This is a genomic window from Vibrio coralliilyticus (assembly GCF_024449095.1).
Classification (GTDB): domain Bacteria; phylum Pseudomonadota; class Gammaproteobacteria; order Enterobacterales; family Vibrionaceae; genus Vibrio; species Vibrio coralliilyticus_A.
This window is the reverse complement of record NZ_CP024627.1, coordinates 1,040,868-1,058,123: the sequence shown is the minus strand read 5'-3', so window position 1 is coordinate 1,058,123 and position 17,256 is coordinate 1,040,868. Positions and strand designations below refer to the sequence as shown.

The window sequence follows — 17,256 nt, the reverse complement described above, 5'->3', positions numbered from 1 at the left end:
TAAAAGTAGCAGCTTGAGCCCAGTGCCTTTAGCCATACGTAGGGTAATCGGTATACCCGCGTTCATCACCACCAAACAGTGTCGCACCATCCAGCTCCTGCAGAGGCTGTTGATGCTTTAGGCGTGCCACCAAATCTGGGTTAGAAACAAACGGACGCCCAAACGCGACTAAATCTACATACCCTTTTTCGAGTACGATCTCCGCACGTTGTTGGGTGTAGCTGCCCGCGACAATAATGGTATTGGTGAAGTAGTCACGCAGCTCAGCTCTGAAACTTTCGGGAATCACTGGCGCGTCATCCCAGTCAGCTTCCGACAGATGTAAGTAAGCAATATCACGAGCTTGAAGTTGCTTAGACGCTTTTAAAATCGTCGGTACAATCTCCGGGCAGTTCATGTCCTTAAACGTGATGAAAGGCGCCAGTCGCACTCCGACTTTATCAGCACCGATGGCATCACTAACGGCATCGACCACCTCTAATAAAAAGCGGATACGGTTTGCCTGAGTTCCGCCGTATTGATCGGTTCTGTGATTGGAGTTTGTGCGCAGGAACTGATCAATCAAGTAACCGTTACCGCCGTGAATTTCAACGCCATCGAAACCCGCTTCAATCGCACGCTTTGCCGCATAAGCAAAATCGCTCACCACTCGGTCAATATCTGCCTGAGACATGGCTCTTGGCTCGACACAATCCACCATATTGCCATCGCCATTTTCGTCGGCGATCCACACTTGAGTATCTACTGGCTTCAGAGCTGATGGCGCGATAGGTTGCTCGCCGTTTTGAAAACTTGGGTGCGATACGCGACCGACATGCCAGAGCTGACAAAACATGACAGCACCTTGTTGTTTGGCGGCTTGAGTCACGGTTTTCCAACCCGCGACTTGTTCGTCGGTGTATACGCCCGGAGTGAAAGAATAACCTTGCGAATCGTCAGAAATCTGTGTTGCTTCAGAGATAATTAAGCCCGCGGTCGCGCGTTGCTGGTAATAAGTTGCCATCATTGGGTTAGGTATATTACCCGGCTGGCTGGTGCGCGCTCGGGTCATGGGTGCCATTACAACACGGTTTTGCAGATCCAGTTGCTTTAGTTGCGTCGGTTCAAATAGTTTGCTCATCATCGGTTCCTCAGTTAAGACGCGGTCACTGGGATGATTGCTAACGAACTCCAGTCGACCTGATAATCATGGAGTCAGTATATTGATCAGAGCTAGTTTGATAATTAGGGGAAATTTGAATTAACTATTCGGCTCAGCCAAATAATGACGAATGAGGGGCTGAATGGGTGAGCCGCCTCAACTAAAGATCAAGAAGCGGAGAGCATGGCATTGTAACCGATGTGATAGTGGACAAGATATCAGGGTACGACAGAACTATGACTAGTGTGTCGCAGGATAAGTTATCGACTATTCGGTTTGGATAAAAAGTGTTTTTAGGTTGGCTGCCCTTCTCTTTGCCGTCACCGATCACGTATTGTGAATAGTACGTTTCCCTTCAGGCACAAGGCAATCATATGCGTATAAAGGCCATCGATCACTTTACCATCAGAACCTCTAACCTAGATATAACCATACAGTTCTTTGAACAGTCTCTTGGGCTGCAGCGCGGCCCTCGCCCTCAATTTGCTTTTCCAGGTGCTTGGATGTACAACGATGATGGACACCCTATTTTACATCTAGTGTCTCTCCCTGCTGGGCATACTCCCAAAGCTCTGGTGGATTATTTAGGAGGCAAAGAAGGCCAATCAGGCTCAGGGGCCATAGACCATATCTCATTCAAAGGGCACCACCTCGCATCAACTCAGCAGCACTTGACGCAACTGAAGATTCCTTTTCGTGAACGCGTGATCCCGCAAATCAATGAGCATCAGATCTTTCTCGACGATCCAAACGGTATCACGATTGAAATTATTTTCCCTTTTTCACCCGACAACAAGATAGTAGGCGCCCCATTACCCGTGGTCGAACTCACTTAACAATGTGTGTGGGGGGGCTCTGGACTTTAGGGGATATCTAGCCGCTGATGAGTTTTATTCCACACCCATTTTGCTCTTACTGTATCGTTTTATCAGTCGGCTCATGACACGGTCAGAAGGTAAGAGCGAATTCGGCATCTCGACCTGTATTAGCTCGTGAGTTATATATGCCGCAATCACTTATGGTGATGTGTGTCCGTGTTGGTCATATTAGAAAGCCAATCATGCATTACTGACTTAAGGTATTCATAATTTAATTAGTCACCTATCAGTAATTCAGTCCTCACCACACTAACCACTTAAAATAACAAAGAATAATAAACGCTGTCGTCAATCCGACCCAGCCAATAGCTTTGGTGACAATTTCAGGAGAATGCTGATTGAAATGCGGAAACAATATGGCACCAAAAGATAGCGCTGGTAACAAACCGTAAAGTTGCCCCATATACTTAGACGTCATAGCGGGAAATGGCTCTATCAGCAGATAGACAATCAGGTAGATCCCATACAATGCCATAGCAATAAGCGCTTCCTTTAAGGATGTCTCACTACCCTCGACAAAGAAGTAAAAAAAACCTAGAACAACAAACACCATTGTTTCAATCACATTGATGCTCCTTTTGAGCTAGGCCGATAGATTGCGTTATGACTTGATCTGACGGCCTCATTGAAGAAGTGATACCGGTGAACCGGAACTCAATAGATCGCATTCATCATTGCTGAGATCGTAAGGAATAACCCTTACAGACAGCCGTTCGTCAAATTTAAATGGTGGTAGAGGCTCATTAAAGTTCTCGTATGCTGGGTAGATAAGATATACCACACCTGAGCCACCTAAATAACTTTGACCATATATAAACATCTGATACATGTCCGGTTGACTAATACCATACTTATACTTGGCCGTGGCTTGCTTCTCGTCAATTCGTTTCCACTTAGTATCAGCCACATACAGCGGCTCATGCGAAGTCTTATCCCTAACAACAATATCGGGCTTGAGTCTAAACCACTCTTGAGACTTTCCGCTACGGGGCTTATGAGTCACTAGGGCACAACTGCTTGCTTGAGCTCTTAACGTGAGCTCATGAGAAAGCGATTTTCCGAGCCTGATTGTTACGTATTGCTCAAATAGGCTCTCCATGGGGAAAAGCATCGAGATGCCATTATGCCCCCCTGATAGTGAAACTGGTGATTGGTAACTCAAAATTAACTCACACCAGGGTTTCACAGACCAATAATGGATAAGTGAGCGCTCCTTGGACCACTGACGAAAATCCAATGCATAATTTGTTGAGCAAGAGATCTCATCAAACGCAAACTGCAATTCACTCCCTAAACGCAAGTTATCGCTATTTTTGGACCACTTTATCACTTGACTAAGCGCAGATCGTATTAGTCTATTTTCCGCTCTATCCGGTGAAAACTCATCGTAAGAAATATGGAAGCTATTGAGACAACCTGGTCTTTGATTGATTTGCTTTGAAGTTTGTAGCTGACCTTTGAGATAAGACTTCCGAGCCTGAACTCTTTTGTATTGGCTGCGGACTCCCTTTTTAAGTACATCCGAAACTTCTTTCAAGAAATAACCAATCAATTCTTCAAATAAAGGCCTGTTTAATGTTTGCAGGGAAGAGCTTTCAAATCTCTGCAAGTTAAGCTTATGGACCGTTGAAAGCATCTTGAGAAGTACTTTCGTGGTAGCTTGGCTGTCTTCCTTCTCTGATATTTTAGGAAGAATTTCAACACGAGTTCCACAAGGGGTCTCTAAAACCCCGACATAGTTGATAACTTGCAAAGCAATCAAACTACCGTGCTTCTTTACCCTTACAAGATTAACGGATTCTGGGTTATTACTTTGGCCGTTGACCATCAGCCACTCAAACGCTGTGCGTGGTATTGAGTGGCAATCAATGCTCGACTTATCGCCACCATTAAGCAACAAGCCGAACTCTCGAATAGTAATATGAGAATAAACTTTTCTAGAAAGCATTAAGAATAGATACCAATGTATGCATCAGGATTTTTTAACGCTTCACTGTTTCTTACATAAGGCTGAGCACCATTTAACTCCCAATCGACACCCATCAACTTAGTCATCTCTTTCATGTCAAATTGCTCTCGAATGAAACGATGACCTTCACTGCTCTTAAGGTGATCTCCCAATACCATCGCGACACGTTCCCAGTCCTCGAAAAAGTACTCTTCAAGCAGCGGAAGAATTTCTAGTTCCATGATTTGTGATAGTCTTTCAATCGATGAATCTTTAACCAGAGGTAAAAAGAAGCTGTGACCTATTGTATGTTCATGATCATAAAGCAACTCTATTCGTTTGTTGATAGTTTCAACCATCTTCTTAATGTCAATACCATTAATTGTTGGTATCGTCGAAAGTAACTCATAGTCCGTCATCATCTCTTGAAACTGAAAACGACGACGTAATGCAATGTCGACCTGAGCCAATGATTTATCCGCTGTGTTCATGGTGCCAATGATATGCAAATTATCCGGAACCGAAAAAGTCTCTTTTGAATATGGTAGTCTTACCGACAATGCTTCTTCACCACCAGCCCTCTTACTTGGCTCAATCAAGGTAATGAGTTCACCAAAGATATTGGATATATTGCCTCGGTTAATTTCATCGATAATAAGTACTTTTTGAGCAGAATAATCCTCAAATACGCCCGATAAAGGTGGATTTGTTGCTCTTCTTCTTTCAAGAAGCTTGGGAAGCATATCTCGATACAATGTATCAAAACCCGTAATTAAATATGGCTCCAGTCGGTTCTCAAAACTCTTCAGCCAATACTTTTGATCTAAACTTAAATCAAACTTACCATTATCGAAAGCTTGGCAAAACTCGTCAATGACCTCTCTTGCGATTGGCAATCGGTTCCCATTTCTCTTACGAAAAACAATTAATTCATCAGTAATATCTTCTACGCTAAAGCTTGCGAAGCACTCTTGCTGGACAATTAAATCGCTGAACTTGTATCTAGAAGTTTCCATGTGCGAGCACATTTTTTTGAAAATACCATCTTCGACTTTGTAATTTACCTGATTATTTTCCGTAGCCGCTTTCAAACCTTCCACAAAATCTTCATAACTAAAGCTTTGATGAAAAGTAACAAAACCAATACGATTAATGTTTAGAAGTTCATCAAATCTCTTTTTGATAGCAACTCGATCATCGCAATGTAAATGGTAAAACTCAGGATCAACAATCTCTAGAGCTTTATTAATTGTATTGTAGGTTTTACCCGTTCCCGGAGGTCCATAAAGGATCATATTAAGTGGTTGAGGTTTACCATTCATCTTTACGTCATACTCCAGTACTGTGTCGTTGATCTCATAAGTGGAAGATGGCTTAGGCCGTTTCCATTTCGAAAGCAATGGCTCAACATAGTAGTCAAGTTCTCGAGTACCGAACTCAACTTCAAATGATTGTCTCAGCGCCAATAATTCAGCGTCCACCTCATTGGCATTCATGCGGTTGTATTGAGCAGTAGAGATATCAGATAAAGTCGTTAGAATAGCTCTTCTATCAGTATTACCAAATATGCGCTCATGGGACTCTGGAAACAGCAGGTATAAAAACATATGACGAAACTGTCTCGAACCATTTTCTGGAATAGACTCTAGCCACTGAGGTAAGCGCTCAACATCATTCAAAAGCTCTCTTCTCTCCAATTCAGAGAGTTTTAACAAAACAGTAACCAACTGGACAACATAAACGAGCTCACGACAGCGGCCCGTGTTATACGCTGTGCCAGCACTACCAATTCCAGTTAAAGCGATGTCAGAAAGGAATCTTTGTCTCGATTCTGTAGTAATCTTATATCCACTCCAGTTAAATACTCTTTCAATGCTTTTGCGCTTAGATTCGGGACCAGTATTACTTGGGCAAAGAAACATCAACCACAGCATCTCAGATGCTAGTACTTTCGCTTCTGCAGAGGAGTTTGCCAGTTGAGTTTCCAACTTTTCTAAAAAGTCGCCATCACCTTCATCCAAGTTTTCAACATAAAAATCAATAAGCTCTTGGCACGTGAGTGGATTCCACACTGCGAGATCCGTAAAAAGAGAGCAACCTTGAATTAAACAACGCTCTTTGAACTCCGACATATTGTTAAGTAAATGAGTCGAATTCTTTTCGCCACAGTAAACAGCCAATTTGTAGTCCTTATTTATAATGCGTTATGTCTAGGTTCATAAATATCTTTAATTGCTAGAAGTAGATCTTCAACAACTTCATCATATTAGGCAGCTAGGCATGAAAAACGTTAAGATTTGTGATAAACCTGTTCCCTAGTTGCCTTAATAGGTTCAAGTCTTTCGGCTCCCGTTGTAGTTTACTTTTAGCTGTCAAAAGTTGTTACTAAACCACAATCGCATAGTACAACTGGCAGAATTCATAGATCAATGATTGAGAATAAATAAGTCTAAAGCAAACTAAATTCACATATGCCATTGTTATATAAAGATTTTTATCTTTAAGAGTTAAGTTACGCTTAGATGTCTCATTTCCTTTGAGCACCTCCTATTCAAGCTCTCACTCTTTCTCTAACCTTTCCTCGCTGTTTCTTCTTAACTGTATTGAGCCTTAATCCACTGAGCAATATGAGCTTCTGAGGGGTTATTAGAGTCTCTTATCTGAACATACAACTCATGAACTAGTGATGTAGCTTCTAGGAAGTTCTTTGTTCTAAGGCTAATCTTTATCTTTTGTAGGAGCTAGCGCTCTCTTTGACATGCCATCTAAATGAGTAAACACCATAGCTAGAGCGAACAATGTATAAATTAGGATTTACATCACTGTAGCTTGCTGTTCTCGTAGTGTTATTTAGTGCACTTGAAGAATTGTTATCTGCTAGAAACGACAAAGACTTAGCCATCTTCACTTTATCCTCTATTATACTCGTTATCGTACTTGTTAGAGATAAGCTACTTAGCTAAGTCTTTGCTATAGAATGTGGCGGTGAGTGAGAGATTCGAACTCTCGATACGTTGCCGTATACACACTTTCCAGGCGTGCTCCTTCAGCCACTCGGACAACTCACCGAATCAAATTGTGGTTGGTTTGCTCACCAACGAGGCGCTAATTTAATGATTCTATTGGGTTAGGTCAAGCCTATTGAGGAAAAAAAACGCCACATCTTGAACGTTTGATTACTTAATGGCTAATTCGACCAGATTTCCTGCACAATCAGGCTTGCTGGTAGTATCCCGGCACCTTAAACCACTTGCGGCACATATCGAGAAAATAGCCATAGAGAACGCCCATTCCACATGAGATCACTGCATTCGAGGTTACTGCAGTTAGGATTTGATCACTTGAGGCCCCAACCGCCACCAAGATCGCTGCATACACTGGCGATTGAAACAGTACGTAGGCGATCAAATCGGACATATTCTTCATCATACTTGTGGATGAAACTCGCTCACCTTGCCTAAGCATGAAATCTCTGAACATGCCGTATGGCCAAGCAATCGCAATATTTACCGGAATAGAAAGGGTTCGTGAAGCCAACGATTGTTCGAACGTCATCCCGGAAATAAAGATTTCTATGATCATCCCAGAAATAAAGCAGAATACCACCATAGCAAAAGTGTCTGCTGCGGCATTACGAATACAAAATGGCCCACGCGGCTTCATCCAAAACCTCAGTATATAAATCCAAATTAAAACAACAAAGATAGTGATACAAACTGGATAAATTTCAAATTACCAGCATATAAGACTATTATTCCATGAATTAATTAGTTTTAGATTTCAAATAAAAACAAAAGTAGTAAATAAACCACCAAGCTCAGTAAAAAGGTCAGATTAATTCACTAAAAATCTGGACTTTGCTCACAAAGCAACCAAAATCAAGTAATTTACTTACAAAAATCTTTTAGCAGAACGGTTAAAACGTCCAAATCTGATTGGGAAGGGACCTCCCCTAATGTAAGTTTCATCTGTATCGCTTTCAGGGTTTCTTCCAAGTGTTGATCTTCAATGCCTGTTGTCACCGCTTTCAGGGCTTGAAAATGCTCTTGCGCTTCTTCTAGATCACCATTCTCTAGAGACATATAGAACGTCAGCAATACTGATTCTGTTTCTTCAGTTTCTATGTTTGAGCCACTCAGTAACATGGGCTTGTATTGGTACAAACGCTCAGAATATTGATAAAGTGCATCATCCAGCTCATTCTCGTCAATGGGCTTAGATACTATATAATCCACTCCAACCCCCAACATTCGTTCACGCGTTTCTTTAAAAACATCAGCTGTGCAGCCTAAAATTAGAATTTTAGATTTTGAGCTAGGCAAAGAGCGAATAGCAGAGGTGGCCTCCACACCATCCATAACTGGCATATGATTGTCCATTAGCACTAAATCATACTCTTTACTGGCAATAGCGTGGATAGATAGTTCACCATTCTCAACTACATCACACTCAAAGCCTTTGTTGGTCATGAAGGTATTGATGATGATGGCATTGGTGCGGTTATCCTCAACGATAAGAGCTTTTAAGCCACTATAGTTGAGCTTACTGTGTTCTTTAATCTCCTGATTGCGAGGCTCACAGTGGTCCATTGCCACCAATACATCAAAACTGGTACCTATACCCAATTCACTCGCTAACGTCACACTGCCATTCATTAGGTTACATAACTGTTTGACGATGGCTAATCCTAAGCCTGTACCTCCAAAACGTCGCGTGGTAGAAGACTCAGCCTGTTCAAAAGGCTTGAATATTTTTTGCTGCGCTTCTTTTGCGATGCCAATTCCAGTATCACGTACTTTAATCTCCAAATAGTTTTGCCCTTGCTTCTCTATCTCTTTGAAATACACCTCTACATATCCACGCGATGTGAACTTCACAGCATTATTAAGGAGGTTGAACAATATTTGCCGTAAACGTGCTTTATCAGACATATACCAGCGGTCATGAGGGACTTCTGAGTAAACTTTGAATTGCAGACCTTTTTCTGAGCAAAGGGTAAAGTAGACACTATTAATACTGCCGATGATGGCTTCAAGTGGGAATGGATTATTTTCAAGCTCCAAATGACCTTGCTCGATTTTCGAGAAATCAAGAATTTCGTTAAGTAGTGTCATCATATGATCACCTGATTCATATAAGGTTTTCATATGCTTTTGCTGCTCTTCCGTGAGATCCGTTTTCAGAAGTATCTGCGCGGTACCAAGGACGCCATTCATCGGTGTCCGAATTTCATGAGATAAGGTGGCAAGAAACGCGCTTTTGGCTTTTGTTGAAGCTTGTGCTTTTTGCTTCTCTGCTTCGAGAAAGACGGTTTTCTGGTTGAATGTATCAATAAGATGTTTGATTTCGTCTTGGCTGTTATAAGTCATGTCGATGATTCCTCCCTCAATTGAATCATCAACTTTCTTAGCGATAATCACGATAGGCGAAATCAGGAAACGATTGATTAAGAAATACCCCATCATCACACAAGCCAGCATTATGGGGATGATACCCGCTTCAACTTTTGACACTAAGTCATACACTTGCTCCGTCACTAAACGATTAGCATTGACGACATCGATATACCATTTAAAGTCACCAAAATCAGTGCTACTGATGTAGATGTCTTCAACAACCTGAAAATTATGTTCAGTGATCACATCCCCATAGGAATCTTTTAGTATGACACCTAGTTCGTACTCTTCTGCATGTTTGCGAACAAAAGAAACCAAGCTCTCGAGCGATATGTCTATGGTGGCTACACCAGAAAAAACATCATCAATATAGTAAGGTGAGGAGGCGGTGATCATTTGAACATGTGTAAAAGGATCAATATATACCTCTGACCAAGACACCGTCCCCACCGGTTTATTGACTACAGAGGTATACCAGGACTCTTTGTCGTAGCCGCCCGACTCCGGATTATCCCAAGAAAAAACCTGATCGACTTGACCGTCACTGGCACGATTGAAAAACAAACTTTTGTAAGCAGTCCCTCTATCTATTGAATAAGGAATCGGCCATAAACCACCGCTGATAGCCACACCATCGATCACCGAGAAAAGCTTATAAAGCATCTCTGCCTGATGGCCTTGTGGTTCATTAGTACTCCCAATACTAACGACACTTTGCAAAATACCAAGAGAACTGTTCAAAGGCTCTTTGATTTCAGCAGCGATGATTTGGGTTCGTAGGTCGAGGTTCTTCTCCAACTGATCGCGCACAGGTGGTTCAACCACAAGATAACTCACCGTACCTATCACTGCTATGACAAATGCCATGTACATAGCAAGCGCTAAAAAGCTCTTTCTTTTGAGGGAGGAACGAATTTCCATAAGCCTTTGAATTTTGTCCGTTTACATCCAATTATAGCGGAGATAGCGCAGCTGCCACCTTTTTATGTCTCGTTTTGGCTGTTAGTATTAGCTCAATTTCAATTACCCCTCTTTGGTATTCATTTTGACACTACAAGACATTCTTTCTCAGCCAGAGCTGGAAAACCGACTGATCAACGAACCCAAAACACAAGGATTCGTTACCGCTATGGCTGCGGCACCCAATGTATTGCCACCTGAAGAGTGGCTTCCTTTTCTATGGGGAGGTGAAGAGGTAGCACCATTCACTGATGGTGAGCAGTTGGAAACCTACATCGAGTTGATCATCGCAATATGGAATGAATACCGCCCTGCTTTACTGGGCAACCAATGGGTATGGCCAAGTACATGTTCTCTAGACGAAGCAGACATCGTCAATCAAGCAGCAAGAGACTTCTGTGAAGGTGTTCTACAAGGTTGGCAACTCGCCAGAGACGATTGGGAGACCATCATGCCCGAAGCTAGCGAAGACAGCGCATTGCTGGGCGGAGTGTTGCTATCTTTAAGCATGCTTTATGACCCAGAGACATCAATTGCAACACTTGCAGAGCAAGGAATTGAAGGTCTTGAGCAGTTTGAAGAGATATTTAATGCAATTCCGACCATGTTATGTGGCCTAGCAATGCGCGGCTCCATGTTGGCAGAAGCGGATTAAAGCATAAAGGGCCCAATTGGGCCCTTTATGCTTAACAATGAGTTATTTCAATCGTTCCCATTCAAAAGACTCTATCCGTTCATCTGCGATGTAAAACAACTTAGTTCCTGGTGGGATGACCGTATCTAAATCAGGGTTGAGCTCGATCCCTTTCCCTGTATCAATGGCGATAAGTGTCGCCTGATAGGCACGCTTGATGTAAACAAATATAGACTGCACATCCGTGGCAGCTGCGTCTTCCGGGTAGGTGGTTGAATACTGGGTCATTCCACGCGTCGAAGCCAATAGTTCCTGATGAAGAGCACTAGAGCCAGGGTCCACCGCTGCTTTTGCGAGCATTTCCGCACCAACAGCTGGAATACACTCAGCATTGGGGCAATGTTGATTTAACAATCGGCTTAGTGCTTCGTCTTTAAAGTACGCGAGTAAATGTGCCTTTGGGTTCACATTAGCAGAGTACAAGGCCGCTGACAGCGTAATATCATCTTCTAAGTTGTCCACTACAATACAACTTGCTTGTGTAATCGACGCTTTTTCCATCTCTTGTTCGTCTGTGTAGCTAGTCACTTTAACAAAATCTATTTCTCCAGGGAGCGGGTTTTCAATATCAGAGCGACTACACAGAACTATGGGGCGCTTCCCCTCTTCCTCATGCTGTAGCATGCGAATAAGATGCATTGTTCGTTGACCATTCCAGCCCAAAAGCAGAATATGATTTTCCACACCAACTCTCCGTTTTCCTAATATGCCTGCCCGCCAATAATCCACTGAAGCAGAAGCTAACCGTCCAATTAATGCAGCAAACAAGGTTAAGCCGCCCGGTATAACAAATAAAATGACTACCCATTTTCCCGCTTCAGTCACTGGTGAATAATCGCCATAGCCCACCGTCGACGCAGTGACCATGAGGTAATAAACAAACGTCGAAGCATCTTCTGTAAGAGCGGTTTCCCCACTTGCAACCAAGGCCAGCCAAGACAATGCAATGTAGACTAAAAGCAATACCATAAGGTTACGATTGCTTAATTGAAACAAGCGTACTTGAAGCCACTTTTTAAAGACGAACCACGCTGACATACTTTCACTTACTCGACTGATTACTATCAATATTCTTACAAGACTAACTGACTCATGACCGATAAGCCAATCCTGTCACTTACAGCTATATGTACCCAAGTTACTCATTTCACCAAACTCAATAAAAGCGATTGCTATGAAGTATAGGGAAACAAAAAAGCCAGCTTCACGAAGCTGGCTTACATTCAATATCGTTTAGGCGTTACCCTTAACCTGCATGTTAAGCTTCTCTGCGAAGTCGAGCATACGATTAAGTGGAATTAATGACTTAACGCGAAGCGCTTCATCAACAAAAATTTCATGCTGTTCACCACCTTCTCGCAACGCTTGCTCAATCGCTTTGAGACCATTCATCGCCATCCACGGACAATGGGCACAGCTACGACAAGTGGCTCCGGCACCGGCTGTTGGTGCTTCAATCAGTTCTTTCTCCGGAACCAGTTGCTGCATCTTAAAAAAGATACCTTTATCAGTCGCAACAATCATTTTTTGCTGAGGAAGCTCTTTCGCAGCTTTGATCAACTGGCTGGTTGAACCAACTGCGTCGGCAAGCTCGACAACACTCGCTGGTGATTCAGGGTGTACGAGAATAGCAGCTTCAGGATACAAGCCTTTCATCTTGCGTAATGCATCAGCAGAAAATTCATCGTGAACCACACATTCACCTTGCCACAGCAGCATGTCTGCCCCAGTTTGGTTGGCAATGTATGAACCTAAATGACGATCAGGCCCCCAGATAATAGGTTTGTCTTCAGAATCTAAGTGCTCGACGATTTCCAAAGCAATACTTGAGGTAACCACCCAGTCAGCACGGGCTTTTACTGCTGCTGAAGTATTGGCATACACCACAACAGTATGGTCTGGATGAGCATCACAAAACTCTGTGAACTTATCGGCAGGACAGCCCAAATCTAACGAACATTCAGCTTCAAGCGTTGGCATAAGGATACGCTTTTCCGGCGTCAAGATCTTCGCAGACTCGCCCATAAAGCGCACACCACCAATGATCAATGTACTCGCAGGATGGCGGTTACCAAACTTAGCCATCTCTAGTGAATCACCAACAAATCCACCAGTCTCTTCGGCGAGAGCTTGGATCTCAGGGTCCGTGTAGTAATGGGCAATCAATACCGCGTCTTTCTCTTTAAGCAATGCTTTAATATTTTTAATGTGCGCTTGCTTTTGTTCGTCTGTCAGCGGTGTTGGTTTTGGCGGGAAAGGGTAAACTGTTTCGATTGTATCTAAAATGTGGCTCATTGCTCTTGCTCTACGCAACTTCCAGTAATCCGAGTATTGTAACCTTAACCCAGATCAAGATGCCAGTTTCCACAAGAATTACTTATAGTGTTTATAGAGCCAATAAAAAAGGAGTGACCATGCACTCCTTTCCTGGTTACTTAATACGCTCTGCGGCTAATTTCGCAGAAGCACTATCAGGATATTCATCAAGTACTTGTTGATAGTATTTTTTTGCCTGCGCTGCATTGTTATTACGTTGAGCAATATCGCCCAGTTTTACTAACGCATCTGCACGCTTATTCGAATCTTTATAAGACACAACCGAGGCAAAGCTCTTCACCGCATCTTGGTCTTGCTTCTTAGCAAAATAAAGCTGACCTAACCAATAATGCGCATTCGGCGAGAATGTTGAATCAGGAAAGTCTTTCTGAAATTGCTGGAACGCTGAAATCGCTCCTGTGTAATCTCGTTTTTTAAGAATTAAGTCTACGGCGTTCTGGTAAGCCGTTTGTTCATCAGCGTTGGTACTAAATTTACCCACTGGTTTAGCATTAGCATCGCTTGTAGACGTAGCCGCTACTGGGGCACTATTCACTTGACCGCGAAGTTTATCAAGTTCGATAAACAGCTCACGTTGACGTTGCAGCATCTGCTGCATGTCATAGTTATTCTTTTCTAGCTGACCACGAAGGTCACTAATTTCCAGTGCCATTTCATCTAGCTGTTGCTGCATTTGCAACTGAACACGATTACGGTTTTCTAATAAACGTTCGAGACGTTGAACTTCGGTTTCATTAGCCGGAGCGGCTGAGGAGGATGGCGCAGAGTGACTAGCACTGATATCTGATACTGGAGCTGGTGCAGCGAACACAGAGTTCGCTGCACTTGCCAGTAACGTAAGCGTAACTACGCGCTTAAGGTTACTGAACATAAGGACTTTCCTTGATTAGTATACTAGAACCGCACGACGGTTCTTAGCGTATACATCTTCCGCTTGACCTAGAAGAAGAGGCTTCTCTTCACCGTAGCTCACGATTGAGATTTGATCCGCTTGAACACCTAATGCTTGTAGGTACTTAGCAACTGCCGTCGCACGACGCTCACCAAGAGCAATGTTGTACTCAGGAGTACCGCGCTCATCTGCGTGACCTTCGATAGTCATTTTTAGCGCTGGGTTTTTGCTTAGGTAAGCCGCGTGTGCTGCTAGCATTTCTTCGTAGTCACCAGCGATGGTTGCGTTGTCAAACGCGAAGTAAATTGTTTGAGACTCACGAAGTGCCTGCTCTTTAAGCTCTTGCTCAGAAAGTTGGCCGTTCTCACCGATTGGTGAAACTACTGTTGTATCAACACCGTTAGCAGAACCAGATGTTGATTGGTTCGTTTCAGAACCAGAAGCGTTAGCTGCATCATCGCTTGAACTACACGCTGTAACAGCTAGAACTGGTAGCGCAATCAATAGCCCTTTTAGAACTTTGTTTAGTTGCATTGTTATATTTTCCTTACTTTTTGATACTTATTACTTGCTACAAGAACGGAGACCATGCTGGTGCACGGACACGACCGTTTGTTGCCGGTAATCGAGCTTTAAAGCGTCCATCTATAGAAACCATTGAAAGTACATTGGTTTTATTAAAGATAGAGCTATAAATAACCATACCGCCATTTGGTGCGATGCTCGGCGATTCATCTAGCAAAGTTTTGGTCAGAATTTGAACGGCACCCGTTTCAAGATCCTGCTTCGCCAAATTGAAGCCCGAGTTACTACGATTGACCATTACTAGGAATCGTCCATCAGGTGTAATTTGCCCACCTAGGTTCTGATGCCCCTGCCAGGTAAGACGGTTGGTTGAACCACCAGCCAAATCTACTTGATAAATCTGAGGTTTACCACCCCGATCCGAGGTAAAGATCAAGGATTTGCCGTCAGGATGCCAAAATGGTTCCGTATTATTTGATCTACCACGTGTTATTTGTGTCAACTTACGGGTTTTCAAATCCAATGTATACACTTGCAGGCTGCCAGTTTTCGACAACACTAAAGCTAGTTTATTGCCATCAGGAGAGAATCGTGGCGCACCATTATGACGTGGGTATGACGTTACTTTTTCACGCTCACCAGTATAAATGTTCATGATATAGATTTCTGACTGGCCGTTTTGGAAACTCACATAAGCCAGTTTCTTACCATCGGGAGACCAAGCTGGTGACATCAGCGGCTGCTTAGAACGTAATACCAAACGCTCATTGTAACCATCATAATCAGACACGCGTAACTGATACGGGTAGCTGTCTTTGTCATTCACAACAACATAAGCAGTACGAGTCAAAAAAGCACCACGCTCGCCTGTCAGCTCTTCATAAACTAAGTCAGAAATACGGTGGGCATATTCACGTAAGCGCTCGCCAGGAACCGTTGCACGCTTGTTGAATAGAACATGATCTTTAGACAGTACCAGCTGGCCATCCGTACTTAATGCCTTACTTTTCCCTTGCGTTAACTGACCTCGAACCACATCAACGAGCTGATAGTTAACGACATAGTTCCCCTCAGCATTTTGAGAAATCGTCCCTGTTAGCAGTGCATCAACACCTAACCCCGTCCAAGCATCAAAATTGATTTCAGTTTCACTGTATGGAGTTTGTGGCATTTTACTTGTTGCCACGGGGCTGAACTTACCACTTCGCTGTAAATCCGAGGCAATAATCGCCGAAACATCATGAGGTAATTTAGTTGAACCTTCCCATTTGAATGGGACAATAGCGATTGGACGTGCAGAGTCAATGCCGTCTGTAATCACAAGTTCCAGCGCCGCATTGGCCATCTGAAACACGCTCATCACTGTGAGCAAACATCCTAATACTAGTCGCTTTAACACAAGCTTTTCCTTATGACTTAGGTTCTACGGTTAAATTGATACTTTTTAGCTTATTAATGACATCTTGCTCTTTGGGCAATGGAAAACTACCCACCTGAGCAACAGCACGCTTTGTTGCAGAACATAAACGGCTATCACCATCAAGCACACTTAAATTGCCAACTATTGCACCTGACCCCGTCGGTATCAGGCGCAGGTTAACTCTGCAGGACTTTCCCCGAAAGCTATCCTCCAAAAGCAAATTTTGCTGAATTAGCTGAGTATAAATAGCGCCATAACGGTCCGTTTCACTATTTACATGCTGTTGCCTTGCCGAGCTATTCTGCTCTGCTTCGTTTTCAAGGCCCGAAAAAATATTATCTAACGCTGCTTCTTGCTCTTTACGCTCACGCTCTAAACGTTCTAAACGCTCCTTCTCCTTGCGCGCTTTTTCAGCGGCCTCTTTGGCTGCTTTTTCTTTAGCTATACGTTGTTTTTCAGCTTTTTCGGCTGCTTCACGTTGACGGCGAGCTTTCTCTTCCGCTTCTTTTGCCGCTTTCTCTCGAGCAACTCGCTCTTTTTCTGCCTTAGCAATTGCAGCCTGTTTAGCCAACCGTTCCTGCTCTGCTTTTTTAATGGCTTCTTCTTTCGCTTTACGTTCAGCTTCAAGTTTCGCAGCACGCTCACGCTCTTTACGTACACGAGCTTCTTCTGCTTTCCGCTCTTTCTCTTTCTGTTGTCTCGCTCTCTCAGCCTCGCGCGCGGCTTTTGCCTCTCTCGCTTGCTGCTCTTTTAGCTTACGAATACGCTCTTCTTCAGCTTTGCGATTCTTCTCAAGTTGTTCACTCTCACGGCGTAACTTATCCAAGCGATCTTGCTCTTTCTTCGCTGCGGCTTCTCTCTGGCTGCGTATTTGCTGTGCTTGCTGACGAACTAAATTCGGATCTATTACCACTGCCTGAACCATCTGTCCGGAAGGTTCAGGTTTGGACATGGTAAAGTCCGTCCCCCAAATCAACGCAACGATCAAAAGCAAATGCAGTACCGCTGATATCACTATCGGCTTAGTGTAATCACTCTTTTTTTTCGGTTTCGTGTCTTTCATAA

The 17,256-nt window shown here is 43.3% G+C and carries 14 protein-coding genes and 1 tRNA gene; 2 read left to right on the top strand and 13 right to left on the bottom strand.

Features of this window, described 5'->3' with window-relative positions; genetic code table 11:
- Positions 1 to 28 precede the first annotated feature (28 nt).
- Positions 29 to 1,120 (bottom strand): alkene reductase, encoded by a 1,092-nt coding sequence (locus CTT30_RS04825; RefSeq protein ID WP_252036602.1) that lies wholly within the window; start codon positions 1,118 to 1,120, stop codon positions 29 to 31.
- A gap of 395 nt (positions 1,121 to 1,515) precedes the next feature.
- On the opposite strand from CTT30_RS04825, the gene CTT30_RS04820 reads away from it, so the two are divergent.
- The gene (locus tag CTT30_RS04820; protein WP_239867983.1) at positions 1,516 to 1,977 is read left to right on the top strand and encodes a VOC family protein; all 462 of its coding nucleotides are present in this window, start codon (positions 1,516 to 1,518) and stop codon (positions 1,975 to 1,977) included.
- A gap of 283 nt (positions 1,978 to 2,260) precedes the next feature.
- Here the strand turns inward: CTT30_RS04820 and CTT30_RS04815 are convergent, their stop codons facing one another.
- The 6 genes from CTT30_RS04815 to CTT30_RS04790 form a co-directional block, all read right to left on the bottom strand.
- Positions 2,261 to 2,584, bottom strand: coding sequence for a hypothetical protein (locus CTT30_RS04815; RefSeq protein ID WP_239867980.1), 324 nt, complete (start codon positions 2,582 to 2,584; stop codon positions 2,261 to 2,263).
- A 57-nt stretch (positions 2,585 to 2,641) separates the two neighbouring features.
- Positions 2,642 to 3,967, bottom strand: coding sequence for an McrC family protein (locus CTT30_RS04810; RefSeq protein WP_252036181.1), 1,326 nt, complete (start codon positions 3,965 to 3,967; stop codon positions 2,642 to 2,644).
- The gene (locus tag CTT30_RS04805; protein ID WP_252036601.1) at positions 3,967 to 6,099 is read right to left on the bottom strand and encodes an McrB family protein; all 2,133 of its coding nucleotides are present in this window, start codon (positions 6,097 to 6,099) and stop codon (positions 3,967 to 3,969) included. Before CTT30_RS04805 ends, CTT30_RS04810 begins: the two co-directional genes overlap by 1 nt.
- A gap of 848 nt (positions 6,100 to 6,947) precedes the next feature.
- A tRNA-Ser gene (locus CTT30_RS04800) sits at positions 6,948 to 7,035 on the bottom strand.
- A gap of 145 nt (positions 7,036 to 7,180) precedes the next feature.
- Positions 7,181 to 7,630, bottom strand: a complete 450-nt coding sequence (locus CTT30_RS04795; protein ID WP_252036180.1) for an L-alanine exporter AlaE — start codon at positions 7,628 to 7,630, stop codon at positions 7,181 to 7,183.
- A 224-nt stretch (positions 7,631 to 7,854) separates the two neighbouring features.
- Positions 7,855 to 10,284, bottom strand: coding sequence for a hybrid sensor histidine kinase/response regulator (locus CTT30_RS04790; RefSeq protein WP_252036179.1), 2,430 nt, complete (start codon positions 10,282 to 10,284; stop codon positions 7,855 to 7,857).
- A 124-nt stretch (positions 10,285 to 10,408) separates the two neighbouring features.
- Here CTT30_RS04790 and CTT30_RS04785 point away from each other — a divergent pair, with 124 nt between their 5' ends.
- Positions 10,409 to 10,978 (top strand): UPF0149 family protein, encoded by a 570-nt coding sequence (locus CTT30_RS04785; RefSeq protein ID WP_252036178.1) that lies wholly within the window; start codon positions 10,409 to 10,411, stop codon positions 10,976 to 10,978.
- Between the two features lie 42 nt (positions 10,979 to 11,020).
- On the opposite strand, the gene CTT30_RS04780 is transcribed toward CTT30_RS04785, so the two are convergent.
- From CTT30_RS04780 to tolA, 6 genes are all read right to left on the bottom strand, one after another.
- Complete coding sequence (locus tag CTT30_RS04780) at positions 11,021 to 12,055, bottom strand: potassium channel family protein (protein ID WP_252036176.1); 1,035 nt, start codon at positions 12,053 to 12,055, stop codon at positions 11,021 to 11,023.
- Positions 12,056 to 12,250: 195 nt separating this feature from the next.
- Positions 12,251 to 13,312 (bottom strand): quinolinate synthase NadA, encoded by a 1,062-nt coding sequence (gene nadA, locus CTT30_RS04775; RefSeq protein ID WP_239836760.1) that lies wholly within the window; start codon positions 13,310 to 13,312, stop codon positions 12,251 to 12,253.
- Positions 13,313 to 13,448: 136 nt separating this feature from the next.
- A complete protein-coding gene (gene ybgF / locus CTT30_RS04770) occupies positions 13,449 to 14,225 on the bottom strand; it encodes a tol-pal system protein YbgF (protein WP_252036175.1) in 777 nt (258 codons plus the stop codon).
- A gap of 15 nt (positions 14,226 to 14,240) precedes the next feature.
- On the bottom strand, positions 14,241 to 14,780 hold the full coding sequence (gene pal / locus CTT30_RS04765; RefSeq protein ID WP_252036174.1) for a peptidoglycan-associated lipoprotein Pal: 540 nt from the start codon (positions 14,778 to 14,780) through the stop codon (positions 14,241 to 14,243).
- A 37-nt stretch (positions 14,781 to 14,817) separates the two neighbouring features.
- Positions 14,818 to 16,170, bottom strand: coding sequence for a Tol-Pal system beta propeller repeat protein TolB (gene tolB, locus CTT30_RS04760; protein WP_252036173.1), 1,353 nt, complete (start codon positions 16,168 to 16,170; stop codon positions 14,818 to 14,820).
- Positions 16,171 to 16,180: 10 nt separating this feature from the next.
- A complete protein-coding gene (gene tolA / locus CTT30_RS04755) occupies positions 16,181 to 17,254 on the bottom strand; it encodes a cell envelope integrity protein TolA (protein ID WP_252036172.1) in 1,074 nt (357 codons plus the stop codon).
- Positions 17,255 to 17,256 lie beyond the last annotated feature (2 nt).

What these genes read in the sequence shown, in the direction of transcription:
- nadA (WP_239836760.1), bottom strand. Translation starts at nt 13,312, where the DNA reads ATGAGCCACATTTTAGATACAATCGAAACAGTTTACCCTTTCCCGCCA.
- ybgF (WP_252036175.1), bottom strand. Translation starts at nt 14,225, where the DNA reads ATGTTCAGTAACCTTAAGCGCGTAGTTACGCTTACGTTACTGGCAAGT.
- tolA (WP_252036172.1), bottom strand. Translation starts at nt 17,254, where the DNA reads ATGAAAGACACGAAACCGAAAAAAAAGAGTGATTACACTAAGCCGATA.
- CTT30_RS04825 (WP_252036602.1), bottom strand. Translation starts at nt 1,120, where the DNA reads ATGAGCAAACTATTTGAACCGACGCAACTAAAGCAACTGGATCTGCAA.
- pal (WP_252036174.1), bottom strand. Translation starts at nt 14,780, where the DNA reads ATGCAACTAAACAAAGTTCTAAAAGGGCTATTGATTGCGCTACCAGTT.
- CTT30_RS04790 (WP_252036179.1), bottom strand. Translation starts at nt 10,284, where the DNA reads ATGGAAATTCGTTCCTCCCTCAAAAGAAAGAGCTTTTTAGCGCTTGCT.
- CTT30_RS04820 (WP_239867983.1), top strand. Translation starts at nt 1,516, where the DNA reads ATGCGTATAAAGGCCATCGATCACTTTACCATCAGAACCTCTAACCTA.
- CTT30_RS04810 (WP_252036181.1), bottom strand. Translation starts at nt 3,967, where the DNA reads ATGCTTTCTAGAAAAGTTTATTCTCATATTACTATTCGAGAGTTCGGC.
- CTT30_RS04795 (WP_252036180.1), bottom strand. Translation starts at nt 7,630, where the DNA reads ATGAAGCCGCGTGGGCCATTTTGTATTCGTAATGCCGCAGCAGACACT.
- CTT30_RS04805 (WP_252036601.1), bottom strand. Translation starts at nt 6,099, where the DNA reads ATGTCGGAGTTCAAAGAGCGTTGTTTAATTCAAGGTTGCTCTCTTTTT.
- CTT30_RS04780 (WP_252036176.1), bottom strand. Translation starts at nt 12,055, where the DNA reads ATGTCAGCGTGGTTCGTCTTTAAAAAGTGGCTTCAAGTACGCTTGTTT.